At 46.7% G+C, this 23117-nt stretch carries 31 protein-coding genes and 1 tRNA gene; 1 reads left to right on the top strand and 31 read right to left on the bottom strand.

The window, feature by feature from the left end; all coding sequences use genetic code 11:
• Positions 1–11: 11 nt before the first annotated feature.
• The 5 genes from MKY64_RS30570 to MKY64_RS30550 all read right to left on the bottom strand — a co-directional run bounded on the left by MKY64_RS30570 (position 12) and on the right by MKY64_RS30550 (position 3464).
• Positions 12–284: a transglycosylase SLT domain-containing protein gene (locus MKY64_RS30570; protein ID WP_340957680.1), complete on the bottom strand. Its 273-nt coding sequence runs from the start codon at positions 282–284 to the stop codon at positions 12–14.
• A 107-nt stretch (positions 285–391) separates the two neighbouring features.
• A complete protein-coding gene (locus tag MKY64_RS30565) occupies positions 392–1918 on the bottom strand; it encodes a hypothetical protein (RefSeq protein WP_340957679.1) in 1527 nt (508 codons plus the stop codon).
• Between the two features lie 296 nt (positions 1919–2214).
• Positions 2215–2970: an ORF6C domain-containing protein gene (locus MKY64_RS30560; protein ID WP_340957676.1), complete on the bottom strand. Its 756-nt coding sequence runs from the start codon at positions 2968–2970 to the stop codon at positions 2215–2217.
• A gap of 4 nt (positions 2971–2974) precedes the next feature.
• Positions 2975–3202 carry a hypothetical protein gene (locus MKY64_RS30555; RefSeq protein ID WP_340957675.1) on the bottom strand — a complete coding sequence of 76 codons (228 nt, stop codon included), beginning with the start codon at positions 3200–3202 and terminating at the stop codon, positions 2975–2977.
• A gap of 55 nt (positions 3203–3257) precedes the next feature.
• Positions 3258–3464: a helix-turn-helix transcriptional regulator gene (locus MKY64_RS30550; protein WP_340957673.1), complete on the bottom strand. Its 207-nt coding sequence runs from the start codon at positions 3462–3464 to the stop codon at positions 3258–3260.
• 78 nt (positions 3465–3542) lie between these two features.
• Here MKY64_RS30550 and MKY64_RS30545 point away from each other — a divergent pair, with 78 nt between their 5' ends.
• Positions 3543–4076 carry a helix-turn-helix domain-containing protein gene (locus MKY64_RS30545; RefSeq protein ID WP_340957671.1) on the top strand — a complete coding sequence of 178 codons (534 nt, stop codon included), beginning with the start codon at positions 3543–3545 and terminating at the stop codon, positions 4074–4076.
• A gap of 112 nt (positions 4077–4188) precedes the next feature.
• On the opposite strand, the gene MKY64_RS30540 is transcribed toward MKY64_RS30545, so the two are convergent.
• From MKY64_RS30540 to MKY64_RS30415, 26 genes are all read right to left on the bottom strand, one after another.
• The gene (locus MKY64_RS30540; protein WP_340957668.1) at positions 4189–4695 is read right to left on the bottom strand and encodes a hypothetical protein; all 507 of its coding nucleotides are present in this window, start codon (positions 4693–4695) and stop codon (positions 4189–4191) included.
• A gap of 55 nt (positions 4696–4750) precedes the next feature.
• On the bottom strand, positions 4751–5458 hold the full coding sequence (locus MKY64_RS30535) for a hypothetical protein (RefSeq protein ID WP_340957666.1): 708 nt from the start codon (positions 5456–5458) through the stop codon (positions 4751–4753).
• Between the two features lie 10 nt (positions 5459–5468).
• Entirely contained in the window at positions 5469–6872 is a 1404-nt protein-coding gene (locus MKY64_RS30530; protein WP_340957664.1) for a hypothetical protein, read from the bottom strand.
• Positions 6865–7428 (bottom strand): phage adaptor protein, encoded by a 564-nt coding sequence (locus tag MKY64_RS30525; RefSeq protein WP_340957662.1) that lies wholly within the window; start codon positions 7426–7428, stop codon positions 6865–6867. The genes MKY64_RS30530 and MKY64_RS30525 overlap by 8 nt, the downstream gene beginning before the upstream one ends.
• A gap of 15 nt (positions 7429–7443) precedes the next feature.
• Complete coding sequence (locus tag MKY64_RS30520; RefSeq protein WP_340957661.1) at positions 7444–8835, bottom strand: right-handed parallel beta-helix repeat-containing protein; 1392 nt, start codon at positions 8833–8835, stop codon at positions 7444–7446.
• Positions 8836–8889: 54 nt separating this feature from the next.
• A complete protein-coding gene (locus MKY64_RS30515; protein ID WP_339314597.1) occupies positions 8890–9168 on the bottom strand; it encodes a hypothetical protein in 279 nt (92 codons plus the stop codon).
• 12 nt (positions 9169–9180) lie between these two features.
• Positions 9181–10791, bottom strand: a complete 1611-nt coding sequence (locus MKY64_RS30510) for a phosphodiester glycosidase family protein (protein ID WP_340957659.1) — start codon at positions 10789–10791, stop codon at positions 9181–9183.
• 4 nt (positions 10792–10795) lie between these two features.
• Complete coding sequence (locus MKY64_RS30505; RefSeq protein WP_340957657.1) at positions 10796–11407, bottom strand: phage adaptor protein; 612 nt, start codon at positions 11405–11407, stop codon at positions 10796–10798.
• A gap of 11 nt (positions 11408–11418) precedes the next feature.
• The gene (locus MKY64_RS30500) at positions 11419–11673 is read right to left on the bottom strand and encodes a hypothetical protein (RefSeq protein WP_340957656.1); all 255 of its coding nucleotides are present in this window, start codon (positions 11671–11673) and stop codon (positions 11419–11421) included.
• Between the two features lie 206 nt (positions 11674–11879).
• On the bottom strand, positions 11880–12056 hold the full coding sequence (locus tag MKY64_RS30495; RefSeq protein ID WP_340957655.1) for a hypothetical protein: 177 nt from the start codon (positions 12054–12056) through the stop codon (positions 11880–11882).
• A 5-nt stretch (positions 12057–12061) separates the two neighbouring features.
• Entirely contained in the window at positions 12062–12379 is a 318-nt protein-coding gene (locus MKY64_RS30490) for a hypothetical protein (protein ID WP_340957654.1), read from the bottom strand.
• A 14-nt stretch (positions 12380–12393) separates the two neighbouring features.
• The gene (locus MKY64_RS30485) at positions 12394–13359 is read right to left on the bottom strand and encodes a phage head protein (RefSeq protein ID WP_340957653.1); all 966 of its coding nucleotides are present in this window, start codon (positions 13357–13359) and stop codon (positions 12394–12396) included.
• 18 nt (positions 13360–13377) lie between these two features.
• Complete coding sequence (locus MKY64_RS30480) at positions 13378–13797, bottom strand: hypothetical protein (RefSeq protein ID WP_340957652.1); 420 nt, start codon at positions 13795–13797, stop codon at positions 13378–13380.
• Between the two features lie 10 nt (positions 13798–13807).
• The gene (locus tag MKY64_RS30475; RefSeq protein WP_340957651.1) at positions 13808–14737 is read right to left on the bottom strand and encodes a hypothetical protein; all 930 of its coding nucleotides are present in this window, start codon (positions 14735–14737) and stop codon (positions 13808–13810) included.
• A gap of 88 nt (positions 14738–14825) precedes the next feature.
• Complete coding sequence (locus MKY64_RS30470) at positions 14826–16880, bottom strand: portal protein (protein ID WP_340958206.1); 2055 nt, start codon at positions 16878–16880, stop codon at positions 14826–14828.
• Positions 16881–16901: 21 nt separating this feature from the next.
• On the bottom strand, positions 16902–17141 hold the full coding sequence (locus MKY64_RS30465; protein WP_340957650.1) for a hypothetical protein: 240 nt from the start codon (positions 17139–17141) through the stop codon (positions 16902–16904).
• An 11-nt stretch (positions 17142–17152) separates the two neighbouring features.
• Positions 17153–18601, bottom strand: coding sequence for a phage terminase large subunit (locus tag MKY64_RS30460; protein WP_340957649.1), 1449 nt, complete (start codon positions 18599–18601; stop codon positions 17153–17155).
• The gene (locus MKY64_RS30455; RefSeq protein ID WP_340957648.1) at positions 18598–19008 is read right to left on the bottom strand and encodes a terminase small subunit; all 411 of its coding nucleotides are present in this window, start codon (positions 19006–19008) and stop codon (positions 18598–18600) included. The genes MKY64_RS30460 and MKY64_RS30455 overlap by 4 nt, the downstream gene beginning before the upstream one ends.
• Positions 19009–19101: 93 nt before the next feature.
• Positions 19102–19293, bottom strand: coding sequence for a hypothetical protein (locus MKY64_RS30450; protein WP_340957647.1), 192 nt, complete (start codon positions 19291–19293; stop codon positions 19102–19104).
• A 132-nt stretch (positions 19294–19425) separates the two neighbouring features.
• Positions 19426–19728 (bottom strand): hypothetical protein, encoded by a 303-nt coding sequence (locus tag MKY64_RS30445; protein ID WP_340957646.1) that lies wholly within the window; start codon positions 19726–19728, stop codon positions 19426–19428.
• Between the two features lie 171 nt (positions 19729–19899).
• A tRNA-Trp gene (locus MKY64_RS30440) sits at positions 19900–19970 on the bottom strand.
• Positions 19971–20091: 121 nt separating this feature from the next.
• Positions 20092–20508: a hypothetical protein gene (locus MKY64_RS30435; RefSeq protein ID WP_340957645.1), complete on the bottom strand. Its 417-nt coding sequence runs from the start codon at positions 20506–20508 to the stop codon at positions 20092–20094.
• 345 nt (positions 20509–20853) lie between these two features.
• Positions 20854–21702 carry a hypothetical protein gene (locus tag MKY64_RS30430; protein WP_340957644.1) on the bottom strand — a complete coding sequence of 283 codons (849 nt, stop codon included), beginning with the start codon at positions 21700–21702 and terminating at the stop codon, positions 20854–20856.
• Between the two features lie 97 nt (positions 21703–21799).
• Entirely contained in the window at positions 21800–21976 is a 177-nt protein-coding gene (locus tag MKY64_RS30425) for a hypothetical protein (protein ID WP_340957643.1), read from the bottom strand.
• Positions 21973–22320, bottom strand: coding sequence for a DUF1064 domain-containing protein (locus MKY64_RS30420; protein WP_340957642.1), 348 nt, complete (start codon positions 22318–22320; stop codon positions 21973–21975). Before MKY64_RS30420 ends, MKY64_RS30425 begins: the two co-directional genes overlap by 4 nt.
• Before the next feature lie 23 nt (positions 22321–22343).
• Complete coding sequence (locus MKY64_RS30415) at positions 22344–22952, bottom strand: hypothetical protein (protein WP_340957641.1); 609 nt, start codon at positions 22950–22952, stop codon at positions 22344–22346.
• Positions 22953–23117 lie beyond the last annotated feature (165 nt).

Raw genomic sequence — 23117 nt, 5'->3', positions numbered from 1 at the left:
ACCGATTCACCTCAGTACCATTTATTTTTATCCCAGAACTGCAAGGCTTTATAAGGATCACCGTAACGATCTATCACGTATTGAAGTCCCTTGCTGGCTTGCTGGTATGGGTCAGACCAATCCACGCTAGTTCCCCCATAGTTTTTGCGGGTGCCATTTAAAAACTGGAACAGTCCGGCGGCAGAAGAATTAGGATTTTTTGCATTCGGATTGAAACTACTCTCTCTGGCCACAAGCTCTTCTAAGGGACGCTGCCATTCAGCAGGCTTTCCCGCAGCCTTCAAAGATTGTGCAATGGCTGATGATGCAACGGCGTAATTCTTGGGACTAGCCTTCGCATCTCTATCAGCTTTGTAGTAATTGGTATACGCCCCGGCGCTACCGGGGCTACTCAGTTTCCCGAGGATACCCCATACTTTTTGTCCAACGCATCTACTTCCGACTTACTTAATCCCAACAATGAAAGCACCTGAGTATCTTGACCATCTGGCAGACCTGATCCCATAACACGCTGATACATCTGCTCCTTAGAAGCCGAATCTTTTGGAATTTCTGTTTTTTCTGTTTCCCTTCCCTTTTCATCAAGAACGGGCTTCTGGAATTCCTTTGAAACGACATCATAAATCTGGTTGGATGACATGCCATTATACTTAGATGCGCCTGATTCAGCTTGTTTGTCGCCATAAGTGAGCCATGCCCGTGCATTGTCATCGCCAGAAATCGCAACATTGTTTTCCGCACTGTATCTTGATGTGTCAGCATTTTGTTGTGAAATATCAAGTCCACGAACATCATTCGTAATTTGTGCCGCGAGTTGCTTAGCTGATTGTGTTTGCGTCCCCCGTGCAATGCCATATAGATCAGCCAATTCATTCGGGATAGTACCCAGTTGTTCCGCCACCGTCCAAAGATTGGTTAACTGTCGCTGCTGTTCAGCGGTTGTTCTGGTACCATCAGGCATGCGTCCGGTAAGTTGTGCTGTTGTTGTCCCCTCAGTGAAATCCTGCTGACGATTGGAGAATTTCTGGTTAAACTTTTGATTGTCGGTGTTTAGATCAAGTTGTTGTCCTTGAATTGTGCGAACCCCGATGCCTGACTGATTGATATTTCTAGAATTTACATTAGCCCCAACTTTACTTGAATCCCCGCCATTTGCGTCAATGATTGCTCTCTGTTCATCGGCAAGTTTGCTATACTGCGCTCGTTGAGCTGCGGTGACTCCAGGAGCTTCAGCAGCCGCCTTATACATAAGGACCATATTCAAGGCGTTTTTAGTTGCTGTGTTTTGGTAGGTTCCGGTGGTAGCAGCTTCAGTTATAGGGTTTTGGAAGTCTTGTTTGTCATAATCGTTATACAAATTTCGCTGATTGCCGATGCTATCCTGGTACTGCTTATATGCCTGCTGTGCATAGATCGGCAGGATATTATTTGCAATATTTTCCGAACTTTGGTTTGCTAACTGGTTCGCTACGGTCTCCGAGTAAGAGGATTTTCCTTGACCGGTAGCCCGCAACTGCGCATTCGTGTTCTTCTGGTTCACTTGCAAATTCTGCTGCGCCGCCCGCAAGGCTGCCTGATAAGACGGATCTGACTCCGGGTTAAACGTAAATGGTGTGTTCACCAGATTGGACTGTGCTGTAAGCGCCTGCTCTGTTCGCGGCTGTGTCGATGTTGCACTTACCATCCTCTGCGCTGCTGCGGTTGCTGCTGGCGGAACGGCAGTCGCTGTAGGGATGCCCGCCCGTACGTTGTTGGCAGCTTTAAAGGCTGCTGGCGGTAATCCCGGCTGGGGTGGAGTAGGTCTGTTGTTTAGTGCGCTGATCGCTCCAGTGGGCATTACCGTCTTTGGTGCGGCCTGATTGTTTTTATAGGTCCCTACGGCTTTCTTCCAGCCTTCGCTATTGAATATACTGGACATGCTAACCCTCCTTGTTGAGCAAAAGTGTATATAAAAAGGGCACTCCGCAATTTGCGGAATACCCTTGAATGATTATTGATGTATAAGTCCTTTGCGAAACCGTTCCATTAGCTCCTGAATGTCCTCTTCAGACATGGGGCCGAGTACCTCAATTATACTATCCGGTGTCAATACAAATTGATTATTTTTCATACATCCTCCTTGTGGAGGGCATTGCCGTGTTCATGGTGTAATGTTACAATGTGTATGTAAGGGCTCTGCCCTCAGTGTTATCCACTTCTGCTTCCTGCCAGGGATTATAGAGAAGTGGATTCTTTGCGTTTAGGGAACCATCCTTTTACGAATTCCATTGCTTGAGCGTAGTCTGAGCGTTTGATCTTATCGTATTTAGGTACGTTGAAGAATTTATTTAGATCGCTGAATGCACCTTGGAAGTGAGCATCAACTGTTTGACTCTTTAAATGACCTACGCGGCTAAGTACAGCTTGTTTAATGTCAGCCTTCTGGTGGTCTGTAATCCAAACTTCATTGTCTACAACCAAGGAAAGATGTGTAAAGGCTTGGTTTAATTCTGCGTGTTTACTTTCCAATTCGTTAGTCCTTTGTTCCATTTGAATCATGAATTGAAGTTGTGGACTTAATGCACTAACATTCATGCCTTTATTTACTTCTTGCTCTGCATCTAATAGGTATGATCTTACTTGTCTGGCTACTTCACTGTCTTGAATAAGCATTCCTATTCTCAATAACGCCCTTCTTGGCATTACAGTCAGTGATGGGGTGTTTTTTGGAACTACACTCTCTAACTTGAAGTTAGTCAGTTCACTGCCTCTTTTTACATGCAAACCATCTGATTCAAGTTCCGCCCTATTTCTAGAGATCGTCATATCTATTACTGATTTTTCAACCTCGTAATAATTAGCAGCCATTTCGATAGTGATATTGATATTGTCAGGAAGAAGATAAAGTTTCTTTACCTTGTCCAACACCTCCACGCGATCAATAACTGATTCTCGCATAGACTTGCTTTCAATTAAAATTTCTTCTCTCATATTATTACCTCCAGAATTTTTTATTAAATTCATCTAACGTGCCGTCTTTTTCTGCCTGTTGCAATTCCTCTAGGCTTGATTTGAGATGATCTGCGATATAAATAGCATCCTCAGTGCTCAAATTGTAGTAATCAAGCAGTTGTTCTGCCAAGGTGCATACAATTTCAACCTCATCGAATTCCTGCGCGTAATATTTTTCTTTCTCTTCAGTCTTGACTAGCTTTAAATGCATTTTAATCCTCCCTTGTAAAATATAATTTACAAATGATACAATAGTACATATTGTACTAAACAGCATCACTAAATAGTTCGTCCAATGATGTAGCCATGAACATTGACTTCAATTTGAACGCCATATCAACATTGATGTTCCCTGGATTTCTCTCAAGTCGTCCATAATACGCTTGAGATATTCCAAGTTCTTTTGCCACATCTTCTTGGGACATTATGCTTTTCATTCGATAAAAAGCTAACTTATTTTTCGGCTTACGCATTTCATCACCCCCTTAAGTACTTTATGGTCTAATCATAAGACGTATATAGTCTAATGTCAATACATGGAGGTAGTTATTTTGGAAGTTTTTTCTGCGCGCTTAAAATGGCTGCGAGAATCCAAAGGTTTGAGCCAACAAGAAATGGCTGATAGGCTAGGACTATCACAGTCATACTATGGGAGATTCGAACGAAATAAGGGCGAACCTAATTTAGACACTCTTTCAAAACTGCCAATTATTCTAGGGCAGAGTGTTGATTTCTTAATAGGAGTCACTGACTTTACTCAAAACTGCCAAGTGATAAAAACAAAATTTGATGATGCATCTGCGCATCTATCGCTTATTAAATTTGATTTGCAAGAAATTCAGTTAAACCCACATAGCAGCGATATCATAACAAGGGATTTCGATCCCAATGATCCAGATTCCATAAAAACGAAAATGGAATTTATGCAAAAGAATTTACCTCTGTTAGAGGATAGAATGGAACAAGCACGGAAAAAACTTTTGAATATGCTTGATGAAATACCACATGTCAAAGAATCAACAATTGAAGATATTGTGAAAGGCGATCCCTGGGGAGACATGTTGTTTTCAGATGAAGATGAATAACAAAAAGGACTCCCAGTAATCTGGGGGTCCTTTATTTTGAAAATCCAATTTTGGATTATGACTAACGCCCTCAGATTTGAGGTGGTTAACTGGTCGCCAAATTGGCGATTCGTTACGGCTGCAACTTTGCTTTCAATGCGTTCATTTCATCCAGCCTGGTTTGATATTTGTCTAATCTCAGTTGGACGGCATCCATAGAAGTTTGGAAAGTCGTCCATTGTTTTTCATATTGTTTATCCTGAAGCAAAATTTTGTATCTATCTATATTTTTTTGTTCAAATTCTATTGATTGCTGCAAAGATGCAATAGAACTATTTACTTGTTCTAGGGTCATGGTTATTTCCTTGCCCGTTGTATTGATCATATTTTTCGTGTTAATGACCGTCACAACCCCTTTATCATAATTTACATCAAGGCCGGCAGCTTCTGTCAAAGACCGCACCGGAGCGTAACTATTGCCCTTAATGATAACCCCATCGGCTACCTGCGTACCATTGACGTTTACTGATACGGTACCTTGCACTTTTTGACCGATCAAATTCTTAATATCATCCGCGTACGCAGACACAGAAAAAGTCAAAAATACTCCGGCCAGAAACCCAACTACATATTTTTTCATAAACACTCACCTTCGACTCTCTTTTTTCCACCAGTATAGCATATTTTTCCTAATTTCAACCGCCCAATGCTGTGATTCGGTCGGATAAAGATTGGAGAATCGCTCCAAGTGATGTTCCGTCAAAGGTGCTGTATATAGTGTAAAAATCATCAAATTTTATAGACTTACTAGGATCTACTGAAAATTTTATATCACCTGACCCCGACGATAAAAATAAGTTTTCATCAGTGGATATTGACGCTGTTGTCGAGTCAGCTGTGATGACAGTTGTGTTGAATGGAGAAACAAAAGTTATAGCAGGCGCTCCGCCGAACGCTGCGGACAATGTTGCATAGTTGTCTGCATCATATCGAACGATGAAAATATTATTGACCGGGTCCATCTCAATGCGAGGATACCCGGATGAGCTAGATATGAATGCCCCGGTAGCGTACATCTTCCCCGCCTCCGTCACCTTCCACGGCGCTGCATTCTTATCTACATTTCCCGCCCAGAACCGCACATCGTCCACTGACGGGTCCGGGTCGTTGAAACTGGATATACCCACGGTGCCGTTTTTGGACTTCAGCTCGGTGAGATCAACGTTGTAGCCTCCGATTTCTCGGGTATTCCGGCTGTCCATATTGCCGTTGATGACGAAATCAATCTCCTGTAAGCTCCGCGCAATCTTGTTGATGTTGTCTTTGAGATACTTCTGTACGCTCTCCAGGTCATTAAAGCTCGGCGGGTTATTAAATGATGGTGCTGTATCCCATAATCCCATGTGATCCCTCCTAGAATAGTGACAACTGCCGCACTTGGCGGACCAACTCATGTATTTTCGCCGGTCCGGTGCCGGATATCTTGACTCGGACGGTGTTCTCCAGCACCACGCTACGTACTGGGATGATGATACGCTCTACACCGGACCCTGTACCGACCGCAGTATGCACCAGGTTAAAGTCGTTGCCGTCCTTCGTGGTGGACAGGTAGATGTTGACTGTGGTGCCGGTTGGAATCTCAGCATACAGCCACATCTTAATCCACCGCTGCCGCTGGGACATCACCGGGTTAGTAAAGGGTTTGGTGGTAAAGGACCAGCTTATCGCCGTTCCTGCGTCCGTTGTGGTGTCTTTCATCTTCAGCACCCGTCCGGTAGTATCACCGATGTACAGCTGCTTGCCGATCAGGGCGTACTGTTCCGGCCGGGGCATATCCATCATGGACCATGCACTCAGATAGTTGTCATATACCAGCGTCCGGCCAGTACCAAGAGTGAAGTAAAGCTTCTCTCCGTCTGTCCCGGCTACACTGTCTGCATTGATGTCATTGTAGTATGGCTTTATGATCTCGCTGAAGCCCTTGTCCGGGTTTGCAGATGCCGCGTACTCATATATACCGTTCGTGTGCATGAACCGCATGGTGCCTTCCTGAGTGACCACAGAGCTATTGTTAGCCACGCCCTCGTCCTCTGTGATCTTCCTGGTGTTGAAGTCTGAAGGGATATTTCCGAACAGCAAATGCACAGATGACGGCATACCAATGGTTAACCGATACAGCCCCCCAGAAAGCATATTAATGTTCTCGCCTGCCGTTGATTCCATGTCTTTAACATAACTGTCCTGGTCAGTGCCTTCAAATAGACTCCACTCCTCCGGCTGATCCAGCGCACAGGCGTGCAATTCCTTGCCTACAGCCAGCCACAGCCGGTTACTGTATGTGGTGATGTAGTTGCCGCCTGACGGTGCTCCTGAGAGGTTCTGGACGGTGGTACCATCGTACCTTTTGACTGGATCAACGCCATTCGAGGCAATAAGATTGATGTCGTCCAGGTTGCCCTGATAGTTCGTCCAGTGCCAGCGTGCCGAAGTGTTCAGGCCGGATGCCAGTGTATCCCAGCTACTCCCGTTCCATCTCTTCCATTCGCCTGAGTTAAACACGGCATGTAGCTGCGTTCCCTTCCAGACCATCAGCCCTAACACCTTAGTGCCAAACGCGCCTAAAACAGAATACCCAGCCCTCACAGAGAGAGCCGGGTAATCGTCATTGGTCATATTGGACATTTCAGTGAGTTGGCCTTCCAGTATGTTAAAAGGATCATATTTGTTTAATCCCTGCCACTGCCGGATGCTGATTGGATCCTGCATCCCCGTCAGCGGCTGATACTCCGTAGGTTTGCGTGGTACATAGTTAGACATTAGCAGTCACCCCTGCGTATTGTGTCGCCGCCTGCGCCCATGCGTTGCGGTACTGGCTCTCGTAGGTTGCAGCCTTGCCAGTGTCGTCCATGGCAGCAGCGAGGTACGCCGCTAGGCCCACGTAGAAGGACCAGTGGTATTCGTCTGGAGCGTCTGGGACCGCGCTCAGGTTGCCTGACGTAAACGTGGTAGTCGCAATCCGGGAGTAACGTAAAACGCCCTGCAAGCCGGTTGCATACGGCGCAGGACGTAAGGTAAGGACATGAGTTGTGTCGTCAAAGGTGTATGTGTTCTGGATGGGGTTCGTGGTGCCGGGTTGAAGCTCCTTATATTTGATGATGCCCACCATCAGCAGGTCGATGTTCTTCAGCCGCACTTCAGTGGATATGGTGTAGGTGCCTTGGTCCTTCACCGGTGTGATTGGCAGCACCCGGGGGATCTTGACCACGTTGAAAAAGTCCTGGTTGAGTGCGTTTAGGGCGACAATCTTGTCAGCCAGTGGAACTTCGTTCGGAACCAGTAGGTCAGCCTCAGTGATGATTGAACTTAATAACACAATATCACCTGCTTTCTACAATCCATAATTGTCATGAACAATAAATTTTTCTGGTGTTGTCGTTGTGAAAATATGATTTCCCTTTGCGATGTTGTCAGAAACAATAAATGGACCACCTGAAACCCCATCAGTAAGTACCAGCGAGAAGTTTTCGGTATCTGTCATCTGATTTCCGTGTACAATCACATCCTGAGATTCAACGAACGAAATGCAATCATGATTGATGTCCGAAAAAATGTTTTCCGCTATAGTCACATGTACCACATTAGATTCACCTATAATGCCATATCCCGTATATGCGATCATGTTCTTTGAAATAACGATGTTGACCGCTCCATAAGCATTACTTTCAAACTTGATACCAATTCCTTCAGAGATTGATTGTGCGGGGGAAATATAATTTTCATTGATGTATAAACCATTCACTCCCAAGCCGTTTGGAATAATTAATATCCCATAAAAAGAGCTTTGATCCATCATATTGTTTGAAATATCCAAATGTAGAATTGTTTTGACAATGATTTGTTCTGATCCCGTATTGACAAAAACATTGTTTCTTATTTTCAATCCTTCAGGACGAGTTGTGTCATTTTCCGCATCAACAAGAACACCTTTTCCTATACCAGCAAAAGAATTGTCATTAATATAACTGTTTATATTAACTTGTGTTGTAATGGCTCGACATACGATGCAATAGGAATCTGCGTTTAAAGATACAATTTTATTTCCTTTGATATTGGTTGTTCCACTTGAGAAATATACAACTGGGTTCGTATTTCCAGCATAACCGCGAATAATACAGTCACGAATTTCATGTCCGGCTCCAGCCGCTAAATTAATCGCTTTCCCATTGTTGTTCATCATATTTATTTCTATATTTGATATTTTCACTTGATATCCACCTGTTACATAAAACAAGTCTCCAGCGCTCAGATAAGCATTTATAATTGTTTGTCCTGTTACCCCTCCACATCCATTAACCGCCACAAAACTATCAGTGATATTAAGTTGAGCAGTAACTTTAAAGGTTTTATTTGGAAAGTAAACCGTCCCCCTAACCGATGATGCATAATTAATTGCTGCCTGTATTGCTATCGTGTCATCTGTAACTCCATCACCAACAGCGCCAAACCGCATAACACTTATTCCAATAGCATCTAATTGTCTATCAGTAAAATCCAACCGATCCTTCAGCCAATCATACGTGATGTCGTAAGGCTCACTGTACCTCGCTATCGCCGCCTCTGACCCATCACTCAGCCCCGTGACTGCAAGCTTCAGCAGGTGCAGCAAATATTCCTGCGATACGTCAACCTTGTTCTGCGCGCCTCCCGGCGTCTCATACCTCGAATCTGCCTCTGTGGAGATGTCCAGTGTCGTGTTGCTTCGCCATGGTAGTGTTGTCATGGTGGGCCTCCTTTCAATGTTAATAGCCCTCTAGTGGTGCGCAGTAGGGTCCTACTATTCAAGGATATCAATAGCGCCGTCATACTCGGGAAGACTCTTTAAAAACTCATAACCCTGCTTAATGAAATTCTTTGCATCCTCTTCAACCGAAGGCGTAAATGACTTATACGTATCCTCCACGGGGACCCTATCCTCCTGCGCTGCCGTCTGCGATACATAGGTTTTTACATTGATTTGGAGCATGTTCTTATTACCTGACAGGCTGTCAATTTTGATATAAGCCTCTGGAATTTCAAGCCCCATACTTGATTGAATCTTCATTGTTAGTGCCATTTCTAATCCTCCCTATATGTCAGTCCATGCGCCCCATGACCCGCCTAAGAACCATCTTTTTTTGTATGTCCCTCCGTTGATGGGACGGTACTCCTGGACGCAGGAACTTGACGAGAAGTAGCGAGTAACGCATATACCGTCTCCTACTCCTGGAGTATTAGAAACATTGGCCGCGATAACAAACAGCTCATTTCTCTCCTTGATGTCATTCAGGTTGGTAACGGCCTGGGCATTAGATGAAGTGATGTTGTCTGGGGGTGCGTAATAAGTTAGCTCGTTCATCTTAAATCTTCCCGGCTTAAAGGTGTCATTAAACTCAACCGTATTTTTACCCGTGACATAGTTGTAGTATCTCAATGCAGCCAATTGCAGATAAAGTTTAGTCTTGTTGACCCCGTCGGCCCGCATAGTAATACCGCCAAGAGTACCGTTAAGGATGTTCTCGAAGATCAGGTAATCGTAGGTTAGATTCGTGGTGTCAGCCATCATTAATTTTTGGTCAGCAAGTGCCTTATATATTTTGCCCAACTCTTTATTGAGTGTATCTGTAAAGTTGGCAGGGTGATTTTTCGTCACATAGAGAAAGTCAGCAACACTCCGCTCTGTATATCCCCGGTTGTCTGTAGCTTGATTAACAAGAACACTGCTCTTTACGGTAGACACACTACCGCCGCCATCCAGCGCATAAGCGAGAGTGGCGCCCTGTGCAAGAAGGATTTCAATGCATTGTGGGTAAGTGAGTCCCACATTGCCGCCAACCCCTTTACCGTTACAACTGAAGATCAATATCTCTTTTGTTGAAGAGATCTGTGCAATGATCTGGCGAGGATAAGGATCAGCCCAGTTGTCGATCAAGGAGGAAATGTCAGTGCCTACACTAGCCCCGTTAATAATCAGAGGGTAAAAGGCACTAATACAATTCGGACAGCCTGCATCGATGATGTCTTGAGCTGTTGCTGATGGCTGGAATAGTACAAGGGTATTATCTGCTTTGATACCTAACCGCCAGAACACGGAGCTTTCTTTATTAACAATTGTGCCATTGATAATAGATGTACCTTGCAGCGCCCCGGTGCTGGTGTTGAAGATACCTGCATTAACCGCAATTGTTGCCCGGTGACGATTGGCAAATGACCGAGCCGTCTCCAAGCTATACCCCGCCATATTGTCTAAAGCTATCCCATGCTCCAGCCGGATGAGTTGTCCCTCAGAATCTGTATTTGGTATCCGCGTGATAAAGTAGGTGGTGTTATGCGCTCCGTATTCTGTCGTAGTTATTTCGGTATACTGGTATCCTTCAAGGTTCGTCTTATCCGCCAACTGCGCATCAACTTCATTAAACTTCGCTGCCACCGCAATGTCAGTCGTGTAATCCAGCAGCGATGGGTCAAGCTCTGTCGCTCCCACCGCGCCCGGCGCAATCTTAGGCCGCGTCACAGAGTCATCCGCGAGGTTAACCGTCTGCGCTACGTACGACAGCAGCTCAGCGTCTGTGTACTCCTTGGCATCCTCCAGCGCTTGCTCGATCTTGTTTGCGGCCCCGCCCGGTGTCTCGTAGCGTGGGTCGTCCTCGGATGCTATGCCTTGTGTGGTGTTATAGCGGTATGGGTATTGGTTTGTCATGTGCTCACCATCTTTCCTTTACTACGTATCGTTCATAACCACTTGTGGCTGAGGTGTATTCCCGGTACAACTGCTGATACCGTGCATCAAAGTTTCCGTTGTCCGGCATGATATCCTTCAGCACTCCGTACACCAGCAGCATGTCGAAATCCGGGTCGAACCCACTGCCATTGTTGAGGTCATCCAGCGTCAATTCGCCCAGTACGGCGGTGTAAAATATCTTGATCCCGTAAAAAGTGTCGTACACTGGAGGCGGGTACACGCCGATCTGTCCGGACACGAAGTAGTAGTAAGGTCCGCGCTCCCGTTCATTCAATTGCCTCAGTGGTATCCGGCGCCAGTCTAGCGCATCTTCGTTGTATGTTTGGTTGGTGTATATGGCATTTCGGATCGCTACCTCTGTAACGTTACCAGGAGGGCATATGAGGTCAGTTAATCCGTTGCCTGCTGTTAAGTCGAAGGACTGGTTAAGTACGTCTGACTGGGCCTGTGCGGGGCTGAGATTGCGTAATAGACGGTCACGAACCTGAGTGATCTTGCGGAGCAGAGATACCACCGGCGTGTGGTTCTCCGGCAGCTTCTCGATTATTTCTTCGACAATTTCTTGTACTAGCATGTCATCACCCCTTAGCTGAACGGATCGGCGTAAATGCTGAGCCTGAATACAGTCGCCGCAGTTGCTCCATTGACGTATTGCACCCGGAAGTATGCAGCACAGCAGGGCTCATTAAACTTGACAGGTGTGCTAGCACTGACAGATACCGTGGTCAGTGTGTCCCAGGTTGTGCCATCGTCAGACTGTTGAAGGTTCAGCGTTCCCGTTTGGTTGCTTACGACCTTTCCGCGCATGCTGTTCCACGCTGCCGTTTCGATTGCCGGCATGTTTACTGTCTCGTTTGACCCGGGGTTTGTGGACGTTTTGTATTTGAGTGTCCGGTATTGGCTCAATTGTGCACCCTCTTTCTAGGATTTGTTGAAGCAGTTCATTGGTTTTACACTGCTCACGTAACAATGCATTCAAGGCGTCTATTTCCATTCGGTAGATTTGCATGTTCGTATAAAAGAAAAGAGGGAGCTAGATAGCCCCCTCAGTCCTTGTCCTCCATTCCGCCATGATCTTTAATCCATGTGACCATTTCGTTCCATATTTCAGCGCCTTTTTTCTCAGATGCGCTCATTTCTTTGGTAATTCTTTGTAGTGGCACGTATCTTACCTTGCTTGACCTTGTCGGCGTACTCTCAAAACCAACACGTTGCGGTTCCATGCCCATCACTTCCTAATCACATGGATTGTCCACGTTCCCGAAGCGAGGTCAATCGTACTGCCCGTAGGATTGAAGAACGATACCTTCACGGCATTGGCTGCGGATACGAATCCGAATGCCATAATTCCTTGCATGTCAGCAGGGGGGAAGAGTTCGACTCTATCCCCTAATGCTGCTCCTGTAACTGTAATGGCCGATGTAACGGCTCCTGTGACTGTTGCTAAACTAGCCGGGTCAATGGTCGCTGTCACCACAAAGAGGTTAGTCATGAGTGATTGAGCAACGCTACCTACCTTTTTAATACCGATAGTAGAAACGTTCATATCGCACCCCCATTCTATGCTCCAAGTCCAGTAGAACCAACGGCAAACGACCAATCAATGGTTCCGAAAGAGCAACGTTTTACAACTTTATACTTTGCGATTTCAGTATCAAAATCGGTGATTGATCCAGTCTCAGGCAGCCGGCGGTTAAACCATTTCATTGCATTTTTCATGCGCGTAGAGTCAGCCAGCACCCATTGTGTGGAGTTTGTGAAGAACGGGTTAACAATAACCTTGATACTTCCGTCCGCGTACACGTTGGCATTGTGGTCGGCGTTTCCTGGCTCGTAGTTGTCATAACGTCCGTTTGGCAACCCAGTGATCTGAAGTGCGATCCGGCGAAGCGCAGGCGCTACATACAGGGTATCGCCCATAGCGGCCATCAGATTTCCCTTGTCGTCTTTCCACTGCTGCATCTGCACGAACGCTTTGTCAAACGAATCGATGGACAGCGCATCGGTGATCAGGTTTGATTGTACGTCCGCGCTGTTCGTAGGGCTATACGGATGATCTGTCGCAAAGAGCGCCTTACCATCTGGCAGAGCAGCGTTATAGGTGCGCCCCCGGTAATCTACAGCTGTAGTGGTCAGTGTACCGTTGTTAAACCACTGTGCTCCCTGCATCTGCTGTGTTTTGTACACGGCATCTGCCAGCGAACGAATACGGTCACGGATGGCGGTCAGCTTTAGGTCGTCTACAAAGTCACGGTCAATCTCGCGGCCCAAGGAGTATTTGGCGTGCGTGAAGTACTTCTGCCAGAGTTGATCCACATCTTCGTACTTGACTTGGTTGTTGGAGAACTTCCAGTCTTCCATCAGACCTTCTCCACCGATCATTTCAACGCTTTCTGTAGCCTTGTCAGACTTTTGTACATCAAACATAGAAGGGACATAATCCTTCTTGTTTGTCATTTCTCGTGTATATAGTTCACGGAATACCGGCTCCAGTACATTTTTATCCCATTGCAATGCTGTTTGCATGTTGTTTTATCCCCTCTCTTATGAAAAGACCCGTTTTTTGACTTTGATCTTGCAGGTAGCCTTCACCGTATTGACTTCGAGTACAGAAAACGGTCCACCCGTTACATCAGAGGCGAGGACAGACAGGCCATCTGTAGAAACGTCAGCTACTTCGCAGCCTGGAACAAATGCAGCATCAGGTGTGCCTGTGTAAGGAGCTTCGAACCAGTCACCTTCACGAGCAATGACTACATCCAGGTACTGATTTGTGCCGGCCGCAAGTGTCTGATTTGCAAAACCTGCAACATTCGCGCCATTCGTGGCTTTGGTCCACCGACCGGAAGCGAGCTTAACCGCTTCTCCGTCCGTAAATGCTTCGGAGTTTGTTGCCATAATGGAGCTAATCCGGTGCGTAGGTGCGCCGTAGTCATTGAAAATAAAATTGAATCCTGCTGGCATAATGATTACCTCACTTTTTCACGTATTTTTTAGCGTCTTTTTGATCCAAACCAAATAGGCTGAATGCGTCAGCTAATGCTTTCGGCACTTCAACCTCGTCCTTAACTTCTCCGCCAGTGGTGACGACAGCAGCTCTTTTATTGAGCCGTTGCTGCTTCAGCACGTTTTGTTCAGCCATTTTTCGTTCTTCCGCGCTAATCTTGTCGCGATGCACCAACTCATAGGCATCTATAGGGTCATATCCCCGGTTGATTCGCTCCTGAATGGCTGGTGTAAACCATTCAGCTGCTTCTCCCTCTGCTGACATTGCATCAGCTAGATTAGGATACTTGGCGAATAAATCTTGCCAGCCCTTGAGCTTGGCTTCTTCTGTTTGCTGCTGCCGCTGAGATTCTTGCGATGCCTTATCGCGATCCAATACAGCTTGCGCCTCCAGAAACAATGGATGATTGTCGATTAATTCTTCGATTTGCTTGGGATCGTACCCATCCGCAGCATATCCATCGACTAATTCCTGCTTCAGCGTGGCAAATTTACTCTCTTTATCTTGAATGGCTTGCTGTTCCAAACGGTCAAGGTCAGCGACATACTCCGCATGATCCTTATATCCGTTTAACTTTGCTGCTCGATCCAGTGCGGCTTCATATTCTTTGGCCCGGCCTTCTACCTTTTCGTAGTTCAGTCCCTTGCGTGCATACTCAGGCACCTTTTCATCCTCAATAAACACATCCTCTTTATTGAATTTGACGGTGATTCCCTTGCGTTCCGGCTCTTGATCTATGGGAGGATCTTCCTCGGTCGCGGGTTCTGGATCTGCTTCAGGGTTTGTAGGTTCGATGCCAAACAATGCTAATGCTGCGCTGACTTCAGTGTCGGCCTGTGGGAGGGCGGACGGTTCGACTTCTTCGCTTTGGGGGGCGTTGTTGTCAAGGTTTTCCATGGGTAACACTCCTTTATCGAATGGCTCCTATGGGTGGGAGCGAGGTGAAAGCAATATAAAAGGCCGCCCCACGACTGGGAACGGCCTGCTATGCTGGTTGTTTTTGAAGGGACGCTGCTACCTTGGCAGCATCTATATCCACTTTCTGCTGCTGAATGCTCTGTTCAAACTGTTTATCCTGTTGTTGTGCCTGTGCTTGTTGCTCGCTGACCTGTTGTAGTTGCTGCTGAAGCCCTTGGTTCTCCTCCTGCAATTGCTGAGCCTGCATCATAGCCTCTTGTTGCTGTTGCTGTACCTGTGCCGCCTCCTGGATGCGCTGCTGAATGACGTTCATCGGCTCCATGCGGCCATACTGCACCGTGTACCTTACCGCCTCAGCGTCGATCATAGGCAATTGTGTGATGGGGTCCAACATATTCAGCATGTTGAAGGCCATCTGCACCCAGTATTCGCGGTCTACCGGCTTATCTGCGCTGATATTTACCTTGATATCGAACATTGGCACGTACTCTTCGGTAACAGGCAACATTTCCTGACCTTCTTCTGTGATGTTCGGTATCTGTGTCGGCACCGAGTTAACCAATCTATCCCGGCTCATACCCACCCTGCGTCCTGTCACACGCGCCACGCGCTCAGTGGTGTAGAACTGAGCTATCAACTCGATATACTGGCTGAAAACCTCTTCTAGCGCCTCCTGTATGGCATCGGTAACGGGATTCAAGCGTGTACTGGCTGCGGATATAAGCGCCTTTGCCTGCTCACCGCTGGTTACATTGCTGTTGGCCTGACCATTTGCGCTATCAAACTGGCCGGGGATCTTCTGGAGCATCTCTTTGTAGTATTCCAGCATGTTGAATACCGTTTGAGGTACGTTCACGCCTTGCAGTTCCTTGATTTTATCTATCATCCCCGCCGACACTGGCAAACCAGCTCCAGGCATTGATCGTTGTTCCTTCCAAGTTCGTATCTGGTTAGGATTGATTGCACCTTCTTCGTACATAAAACCAGAGTTCCCCTGCTTAGCCATGGTTTCAACAGCCAATTCAGCAAACTTATTAAGCATGATCTGCGGCTTCATCATGTCCCTCATGAACCCCTTGCCCCAGATGCTGCCTTCGATAGGGAACAACGTGCGGGCGCTGAACGGGTATTTACCATGATCGTACACATAAGCCTTGTGTTCGAGAAACACGCCGCCTGAGCTGATATAGATGCAATGGATTCCTTCCATCGACCCTTCAGCCTTAGCAATCGCCTCTGAAGGGTCTTTACCATCGGCCATCAAGGTCTTGGCTTGCTCTTCAAACAACTCTTTGTCTTCTCTGCTGACCATCTTCGGCAGTCCACGATACCAATACTCAATGAGCCCGGCCATCTGGTTCTGTGTGTTTTCATTGCCGATTGTTGAGTCTGTATAGTTGAATGATTCCTGGCTGCTGTCGATGTTGAACAAGCGCACATCATCGTCTTGGTCCGGTTGAACCTTCTTTCCCTGTGACGGCCATCGCTCCACAAAATAACTGATCGGCTGAGGAACCTTGATGATGTTGGCACCAGCTTTTTGAATATTGATGAAGTCAATGATACGTGGGTCTGGGAAGAAGCTGCCCAATTCAACCGGAATGATATCGTTCTGTCCATCCCATCGGTTCAACCCTCGTCCACCCTCGACTGTAGGATCATAGATGGTCTTAAGGATCAGCGGTCCATGTATAACGCATGTGCGGACGGCTCTGGTATACTTTGAGCGGAAACCAATCTGACGCAACTCGTAGGGCATGAAGTCGTTAAGGTCTTGGGCCTTTTCCTCGTCACCTTCCTCCTGGGCTTCAAAGTCAGGGAAAGGGTCCCATCCGGTGATTTTACCTACAATTGCCTCTATCTGCGCCCAGCATATATTATCCACGTTCGATGGCCTGAGCTTGGTGATGTGATCCGGCCGTAGTCCATACCAGTGATCACCGCGGTACATCCGTCCTTCCTGTCGCCACGTTGGTTCAATCTGCTTTCTGTTCTCCTTAAACACGGTGAAATCCGTCTGTACCACACTTACAAGCTTCTGCTGCTCAGGTGTGTTAATCGGCTCAATCTCCTGCTTGTTACCATCATCTTCATTTCCAAATATGCTTTTGATCTTATCCATCACTGCCACGCTATCACCTCCTTATTGCTTCAGATCCTCGTCATATTCAACATCATCTGCAAAGCTCATGCGTTCACGCTTAGTTTTCTCCGGTTCTGGCGGTAGTTCCAGTTGCTTGTACTCACGGTAATCCTTCGCCATGAGTTTGTTCGTCAGGTCGTGTATCGTTGATTGCTGCCGCGCAATGACCATAGACGACAAATAAGCGATTGCGCTGATGGCAACCACTGCGAGTAAAACGATCATATTGGCGTCTGTCACTGTCTCACCCCTTAGTAGAATCCGTTATAATATTTGGGTTCATCATCATCGTCTTCATCAAATCTCTGAATCACTCGTTCATCCGGTATGGCTGACCATGGTCGTTCTTTACCTGCATTTTGTGGACGGCTCATGCACCAGTACCGCAGTGCATCAGGAACATGGTCTAAGGGGTGCTGTGCAACGTCCTCTACCATCTTGTCATCATGCACCATAGATGGGATGGACTCGATAGCCTTCAGACATGTGTTGAATATCTTCAGATTCACATGTTTATACATTTGACCTGTCACATGATCCAAGGTGTCCACTGGATGAAGCCACTCTCTTAGTCGTTTCCACCCGTTCACACGTTCTTTCTTCGCTTGGATCAGTGGAACGTTCTGGCTCGCGAATATTTCAGCAGGCGTTATGTCCTCAGTCTTCGCGCGGTTCCAGAAGCTTGTATCTGCAACGCTGTATTCGTATTCCTCCACACCGCTGTTTAAGCGAACCATTTCCACTTGCTCACTGGTCAAGAGCTTGCTCTTCACGAACTCACGGTACACATAGGCCGTTCCCTTGGGATCAAGAGCCACCCACAGGCACACAAACGGGTCATTATACCCCTCGTCCAGCGCCCTGTACCGTTTCCAGTCACTCGGTATGTTGAACGGCTCTACAACGTGCAGAGCGCGGCTGAACTCAGCAAAGTATTGACCAGCAAATGTATCCCAGTCTCCATCAAGCAATTGTTTACGCTCATTGTCTGGAAGTGACATCAGCCGTGCAATGTATCCCGGGTCATTCTGCATCAGCGCGATATTATCCGTCACCTTGGAAGGAATGAATATCCGGTTACGCAAAATAGGCGCTCCCGCGTATGGAGTGCCTGGTGGGTATATCAATTGATTGCCATCGTCGTCAAGCTCAGGTACTGTGTGAACCTTTTCCCACTCGCCTATATCAATGAACCGGCGCTTTACCCATGCATGACCTACGCCGCCTGGGTTGGTCGTACTTTTCACTGAGCGTGGATAAGGTTTGGCACCACGTAGACGAGACAGCATGTAGGTGTACCACTTCTCTTCAAACTGGGTCAACTCTTCCCACCGGATCACATCATACTCTGCGCCCTGGTAGTTCATGTAGTTGCTGTCATTGTCCCAGTAAGCAAGCTCTATGACAGATCCGTTAATCAGCGTCCATTCGTGTTTGGATTGATTGTACTTGGCTACTGCCTTGGGATATACCTGCAATGTCCGGTTGATGATGGAACGCTGTAAGTCTGGGAACGTTCGTCTGAAGATAATCTGACGGCTGCCCTCGTATTCCAGTCCATAGCTGAGTGCATCCCATATCGTGGACTCTGACTTACCACCACCAGCTGCACCACCAAATAGTAGTTCGTCTATGTTTGTGGCCTGATGATATAACTGCTGCCTGGGCTGTGGCTCGTATGGAATGATGATGGTACTCATGAGCTATCAGCCTTCTTCATCTTGTCACTGAATACAATCTGAATAGTGCCTTCTGTGTTAACGTCAGCAACAACCTTATCAGTCGGCTTATAACCTGCTCTGTCCAATAAATCACGCGCAGCCACAAGCTTGTCTTTATGTTGTGCCTCCGGGTCATTCATCACCTCAAGCAGCACATTAAACGCATTAACAGCGTGATCTGCAAACATTACACGCAAGTCCTTGTTAAGATTCTGTTCAGTTTTGTTAAGAAACTGTTGAACCTCGACAGACTTTAACAGCCTGCTGCCTTGACTTGATGCTGTCCTTTCACTATAACCCGCTGCTATGGCAGCCTGTGTTGCATTGTTCCCATTACGGATATATTCGGTCACAAATATCATTGCTTGTGGTCTCAAGTCTGCCATTGTGTTCACCTCCCTCTAATCTAACTTAATTGCGCTATAATTCATGCGGTTTTGCAGAATGTGGAGTATAACCCCCGTGATTTTGGAGACTAACTACTCTTCCAATACCTTTTTTACGTGTTGTTTGTGCAAAACACCATCAATATATCCTTTGCCCCATATAGATTCCTTCTTTGCTTCGGGGTTATCACCGTACACCAGCCGATCTAAGATATCCCTATGGTAGGCGTAGGATGCCAGTTCATCTGGTGTTCCTTCTACCGTTCCGTCTGGATGTAGTTTCATCTATCTCACCACCTCGATCAGGATGTAAATCATCAATAGGAATATAAGTGTTAAATACCTTTCTGAATGCCTCATTACGGCCTCCACTTCGTTAAGCTGATTCGGTCGTCTCGATGCAGAGAAAAAGGCCGGCTATATGCCGACCTCAGTTCTATATGCAGCAAGCGCTGCGTCAATTTCTGTGTCAACCCTATGACCGCATCTATTTGATTCAAACAAAATCATGAGGTATTGGTTGAGTAAGTCTGCTTTAGATGGTTGGTAAGTCAAGCAGCTAGCGTATCCGCTTTGTAGGGACGGCTCAATCAAGTTCTCATACCTTTCACCACTAGAACTTTTGATTTTTGCGCAGCCAGTGCTGTCAATTTCAATCACGCCGCCGTTCACGATAATCTCTACCTTTTCTCCAAAATCATTTAAAACTACCGTTTGCATCTTCATCATCCTCTTCATCGTATTGGCAAAACAAAAAGAGCAACAGCTATATACCGTCACTCTCTTGTGCGATCAGGCCCGTGTAAGCACAGTCCCAATCATATATGTGCAAACCATCCCCAACATCGAAGTGTGCGCATTAGCGCGTTATGGATGGGTGTTGCTGATGTACACCGAAGGATGGAATCGAACCACCAGTCACGGTTTTGGAGACCGTTGGTTTACCATTAACCGACTTCGATAAAATGTAGCGCCAGTCTCCCAGCGCCAAGGGAAGGAGTGAATCATCCAAGTGAGATGGGGAATCGGCGATAGGGGCAGTCCCCGGGTCACTGATCGCCAATTCCTCATACTTACATAATACTACGATGCAAGATTACTTTCCGTACTATGTTTGTACTTTTTGCTCATATGATTGCGAATGTGGCTTTCACTGTATCCCAACTCTACCGCGATTTCCTTGTATGTTTTACCTTCAATTCGTTTGCACATTACTACGTTAGCCAGCCCGGTGAACTTCACCATCTCAGATTCCATGTCATTCTTGATCTTCTGCAACCGGTCCGTCTCTGCCTGTGCTTCCTCTAGCTCGCTGACCGCTGATAGATACTTCTCTAGCCCTTTATCCAGAGGAATATGCACGTAGTCGCCAGAGGATGCCATCTTGCCTGAGAACAGCACATCATGAGCCAGTTCTACCCGCCGCCTAATCTCCATTTCATGGATCTGTACAATCCGCAGCTCGGCGCATATGTCGTTGTATGACTCCTTCCAGTTCATGGTTATCCCCCTATAGATAAATATGATTTACTCTAGCTTAGTTCCGCAAAATGGACAGTAGTTAGGTGTAAAGTGGCAGCAGCCATCATCTACACTAACATCCCATTCTCCACCTTGTTTCTGCACACGGCATTCACCAAGTCTATTTAAAGTATCATTCTCTTTGCACTTGTGTTCCATTTCGCAATCCCCCTTAATCACTTCCAGGCTACCTGCATAATAAGGTATCGTTGTCCTCGTCCCGTCTATGCATACATATACCCACTCTGTGATCCTTACGATCCTGCCTGTTAATCCTGACCTGTGTATTACCCTGTCACCTACCTTCATGAAGAGAAAAGCAGCCTAAGCTGCCTCCCTCACTGTACCAAATACCGCTAACTCGAGCGCCTTGAGTCTTTCTTCAACAGTCGATCCAACCACTGTTGGTGCCGTATCAGCCAGTCCACCGGTTGTGCCTTCGGTTTCGTCTTCTCCACGAAAGGCAGGTGCGGTATATGCTACCTCTGCTGTGCTGTCGGGAATATCGTATGAATGATCCTCCTCAACAGGCGCCGGTTGTTGCGCTGCAAGGTATTCGGCACGAAACGTATTTGCCTCTTCGGCAGTTACCTCCCTGTGCTTGCCGTTTTTGTAGATCCATAGTCCTTCTACCGGTTCGTCCGTTGCGGCAAGCTTGGCAATGTATTTGCGGTTGTCGTCTGGATGATCCTGCACGTCATAGATGGCTGGCAACGATTGTTTGAAAAGTTCTACCGATTCATCTCTCTCAACGTTTGTGCGTGACTTAGGAACTGTTATCGTTGCTGCTGAAATTTTGTCATTCAGCTCATCAATTGTGCGTTTGGCTTCCAGCAGCTCATTGTATGCCGTGTCTCTCTTCTTTCCGTTGTCCTCTGCCAGCAGCTTCAGCTCGTAGTTGTCTTGCTTCAGCCCGGTGATGATTACGTCTCTCTCTTCGAGTTGTACGCACAGCTCAGCGATTTCTCCTTTTGCCGTCTCCGCCGCTTCCTCAGCCTTGGACTCAACTTCCGCCTGAAGATCCATCTGGCTGAAAAGCTTGGACATCACCACAGACCGCACAGCCGCATACGCAACATCCGTTTCAAAGAAGGGCCGGAGCGCCGTGCCAAAGAATTCAATTTCTTCGTTAGCCTTGATCATTTCATCCGTTAATATTTGCAATTCCGACATTGTCAAATCCCCTTTATGACCAAATTGTTTTATTACCTATAATTATACTATATTTCCCGTCTGTTTTGTTATGTTTTTCGTAGTTTAACGTAATATTTTATGCACTTTTGTTGTCCTTGCGGTCAGGCGGTTTATACCTCGTATACGCCCCTGTAAGGCTTGTTTGTATATCTCCCGTCACTTGGTTGCGGACTGGCTTAATAATGGCTGTAATCGACCCACAGGTGTCTATATGGACGTAATCTAGTCCGATGTTGATCCACGTTTCATTCATGCGCTGACCTCCTTGATATAAAGATCCGGGTGCAGGTGCATAAATAGTTTCTTTTTGATCCGGTAGACTTCCGTTTTAACTCCTTTCACATCTTCGATCTCTTGGTGTCCATCAGCATACGTAACCAGAAAGTCAGCCTTGTACCTGATAGCTTGTACACGCTCGCCTGTGGCCTCATGCTTGAATCCGGGCATTAATACGTAGGATGGCTGTAAAACGATGTCTGTGACCTCTCCAGCGTGTTTCAGCAGCATTAACTCGCGGTATCTCTGGGCCTCCGCCTTGGAATCGAACCGTATGCCGTCAACTTGCGTCTTTTTTGCTCCGTATTTGCTTCTTACCACGCTTATCTCCTCCTCGTTGTCCCTTAGGTGGTGATGTGATACTGCGGTAGCGTCCATGTGGCATCGTTGGTGGTCCATACTTGGCGATGACTTCGGCCAGTTGCTCCGGAGTTAGTGTGTATTTGGTAACATCGCTGTGTACTGTCTCGCGGTTCGGCGGCGGGAAGCTGGATACTACCGGCATAGGGGAGATACGGCGGTTCGGTGATTACCTCCTTCAACACTCCGATTTTCTTCAAGAACTTGTGATACTTTTTGGTTTTAGCCGCCATATCGTTGGCTTTATAATTGATCAGTATCTCTGTTGCACTGGTTGGCGGTTGTGGCGGACCTACCTCACCGAACATATCCAGGGTGTTGTTCATCCCATTTAAGTGTCCTTGAATTGAGTCAAAGGATTGTTTCATGCTCTTAAACATTACTGACAATTCCTCGATATCCTCTTGGCTCAACTCTTCGGTGTCTGGCTGTACTGGTGGTGTGGGGTCAAACCTGTCGCCTTCCAGCAACTTCATGACTTCCTTCAACGCTGCTGCCCTTCCACATTCATAACTTGTCGGCCATTCCTTCGGCGTTTTATCCAGCTCTTGCTTAATCCATTCTATTTGCTTATCTGCGTCTATCAGTTTCATGGTCTGTCTTCCTCCCCTGGTAGGTTGATCCGGTAATAAGTCAAGCTGCCGTCTTCCTTGATCTTCACCAACTCACCCCTTTTAATCATCTTCTCTGCTTTGACATTCGCAATCTTGAAGGGATAGGAGTACCATCCGTCTATCTTACGCTGAGTGGTTATCTGG

Source organism: Paenibacillus sp. FSL R7-0210, assembly GCF_038009085.1.
GTDB lineage: Bacteria > Bacillota > Bacilli > Paenibacillales > Paenibacillaceae > Paenibacillus_AQ > Paenibacillus_AQ silagei.
The sequence above is the reverse complement of the archived record's forward strand: the minus strand, read 5'-3'. Positions and strand labels throughout refer to the sequence as shown.

What these genes read in the sequence shown, in the direction of transcription:
- MKY64_RS30425 (WP_340957643.1), bottom strand. Translation starts at nt 21,976, where the DNA reads ATGAATGAAACGTGGATCAACATCGGACTAGATTACGTCCATATAGAC.
- MKY64_RS30560 (WP_340957676.1), bottom strand. Translation starts at nt 2,970, where the DNA reads ATGAGAGAAGAAATTTTAATTGAAAGCAAGTCTATGCGAGAATCAGTT.
- MKY64_RS30470 (WP_340958206.1), bottom strand. Translation starts at nt 16,880, where the DNA reads ATGGATAAGATCAAAAGCATATTTGGAAATGAAGATGATGGTAACAAG.
- MKY64_RS30500 (WP_340957656.1), bottom strand. Translation starts at nt 11,673, where the DNA reads ATGCCGGCAATCGAAACGGCAGCGTGGAACAGCATGCGCGGAAAGGTC.
- MKY64_RS30495 (WP_340957655.1), bottom strand. Translation starts at nt 12,056, where the DNA reads ATGGAACCGCAACGTGTTGGTTTTGAGAGTACGCCGACAAGGTCAAGC.
- MKY64_RS30445 (WP_340957646.1), bottom strand. Translation starts at nt 19,728, where the DNA reads ATGCAAACGGTAGTTTTAAATGATTTTGGAGAAAAGGTAGAGATTATC.
- MKY64_RS30435 (WP_340957645.1), bottom strand. Translation starts at nt 20,508, where the DNA reads ATGAACTGGAAGGAGTCATACAACGACATATGCGCCGAGCTGCGGATT.
- MKY64_RS30505 (WP_340957657.1), bottom strand. Translation starts at nt 11,407, where the DNA reads ATGCTAGTACAAGAAATTGTCGAAGAAATAATCGAGAAGCTGCCGGAG.
- MKY64_RS30475 (WP_340957651.1), bottom strand. Translation starts at nt 14,737, where the DNA reads ATGGAAAACCTTGACAACAACGCCCCCCAAAGCGAAGAAGTCGAACCG.
- MKY64_RS30520 (WP_340957661.1), bottom strand. Translation starts at nt 8,835, where the DNA reads ATGACAACACTACCATGGCGAAGCAACACGACACTGGACATCTCCACA.
- MKY64_RS30455 (WP_340957648.1), bottom strand. Translation starts at nt 19,008, where the DNA reads ATGGCAGACTTGAGACCACAAGCAATGATATTTGTGACCGAATATATC.
- MKY64_RS30490 (WP_340957654.1), bottom strand. Translation starts at nt 12,379, where the DNA reads ATGAACGTTTCTACTATCGGTATTAAAAAGGTAGGTAGCGTTGCTCAA.
- MKY64_RS30510 (WP_340957659.1), bottom strand. Translation starts at nt 10,791, where the DNA reads ATGACAAACCAATACCCATACCGCTATAACACCACACAAGGCATAGCA.
- MKY64_RS30485 (WP_340957653.1), bottom strand. Translation starts at nt 13,359, where the DNA reads ATGCAAACAGCATTGCAATGGGATAAAAATGTACTGGAGCCGGTATTC.
- MKY64_RS30480 (WP_340957652.1), bottom strand. Translation starts at nt 13,797, where the DNA reads ATGCCAGCAGGATTCAATTTTATTTTCAATGACTACGGCGCACCTACG.
- MKY64_RS30430 (WP_340957644.1), bottom strand. Translation starts at nt 21,702, where the DNA reads ATGTCGGAATTGCAAATATTAACGGATGAAATGATCAAGGCTAACGAA.
- MKY64_RS30565 (WP_340957679.1), bottom strand. Translation starts at nt 1,918, where the DNA reads ATGTCCAGTATATTCAATAGCGAAGGCTGGAAGAAAGCCGTAGGGACC.
- MKY64_RS30530 (WP_340957664.1), bottom strand. Translation starts at nt 6,872, where the DNA reads ATGTCTAACTATGTACCACGCAAACCTACGGAGTATCAGCCGCTGACG.
- MKY64_RS30540 (WP_340957668.1), bottom strand. Translation starts at nt 4,695, where the DNA reads ATGAAAAAATATGTAGTTGGGTTTCTGGCCGGAGTATTTTTGACTTTT.
- MKY64_RS30535 (WP_340957666.1), bottom strand. Translation starts at nt 5,458, where the DNA reads ATGGGATTATGGGATACAGCACCATCATTTAATAACCCGCCGAGCTTT.
- MKY64_RS30450 (WP_340957647.1), bottom strand. Translation starts at nt 19,293, where the DNA reads ATGAAACTACATCCAGACGGAACGGTAGAAGGAACACCAGATGAACTG.
- MKY64_RS30555 (WP_340957675.1), bottom strand. Translation starts at nt 3,202, where the DNA reads ATGCATTTAAAGCTAGTCAAGACTGAAGAGAAAGAAAAATATTACGCG.
- MKY64_RS30550 (WP_340957673.1), bottom strand. Translation starts at nt 3,464, where the DNA reads ATGCGTAAGCCGAAAAATAAGTTAGCTTTTTATCGAATGAAAAGCATA.
- MKY64_RS30515 (WP_339314597.1), bottom strand. Translation starts at nt 9,168, where the DNA reads ATGGCACTAACAATGAAGATTCAATCAAGTATGGGGCTTGAAATTCCA.
- MKY64_RS30415 (WP_340957641.1), bottom strand. Translation starts at nt 22,952, where the DNA reads ATGAAACTGATAGACGCAGATAAGCAAATAGAATGGATTAAGCAAGAG.
- MKY64_RS30460 (WP_340957649.1), bottom strand. Translation starts at nt 18,601, where the DNA reads ATGAGTACCATCATCATTCCATACGAGCCACAGCCCAGGCAGCAGTTA.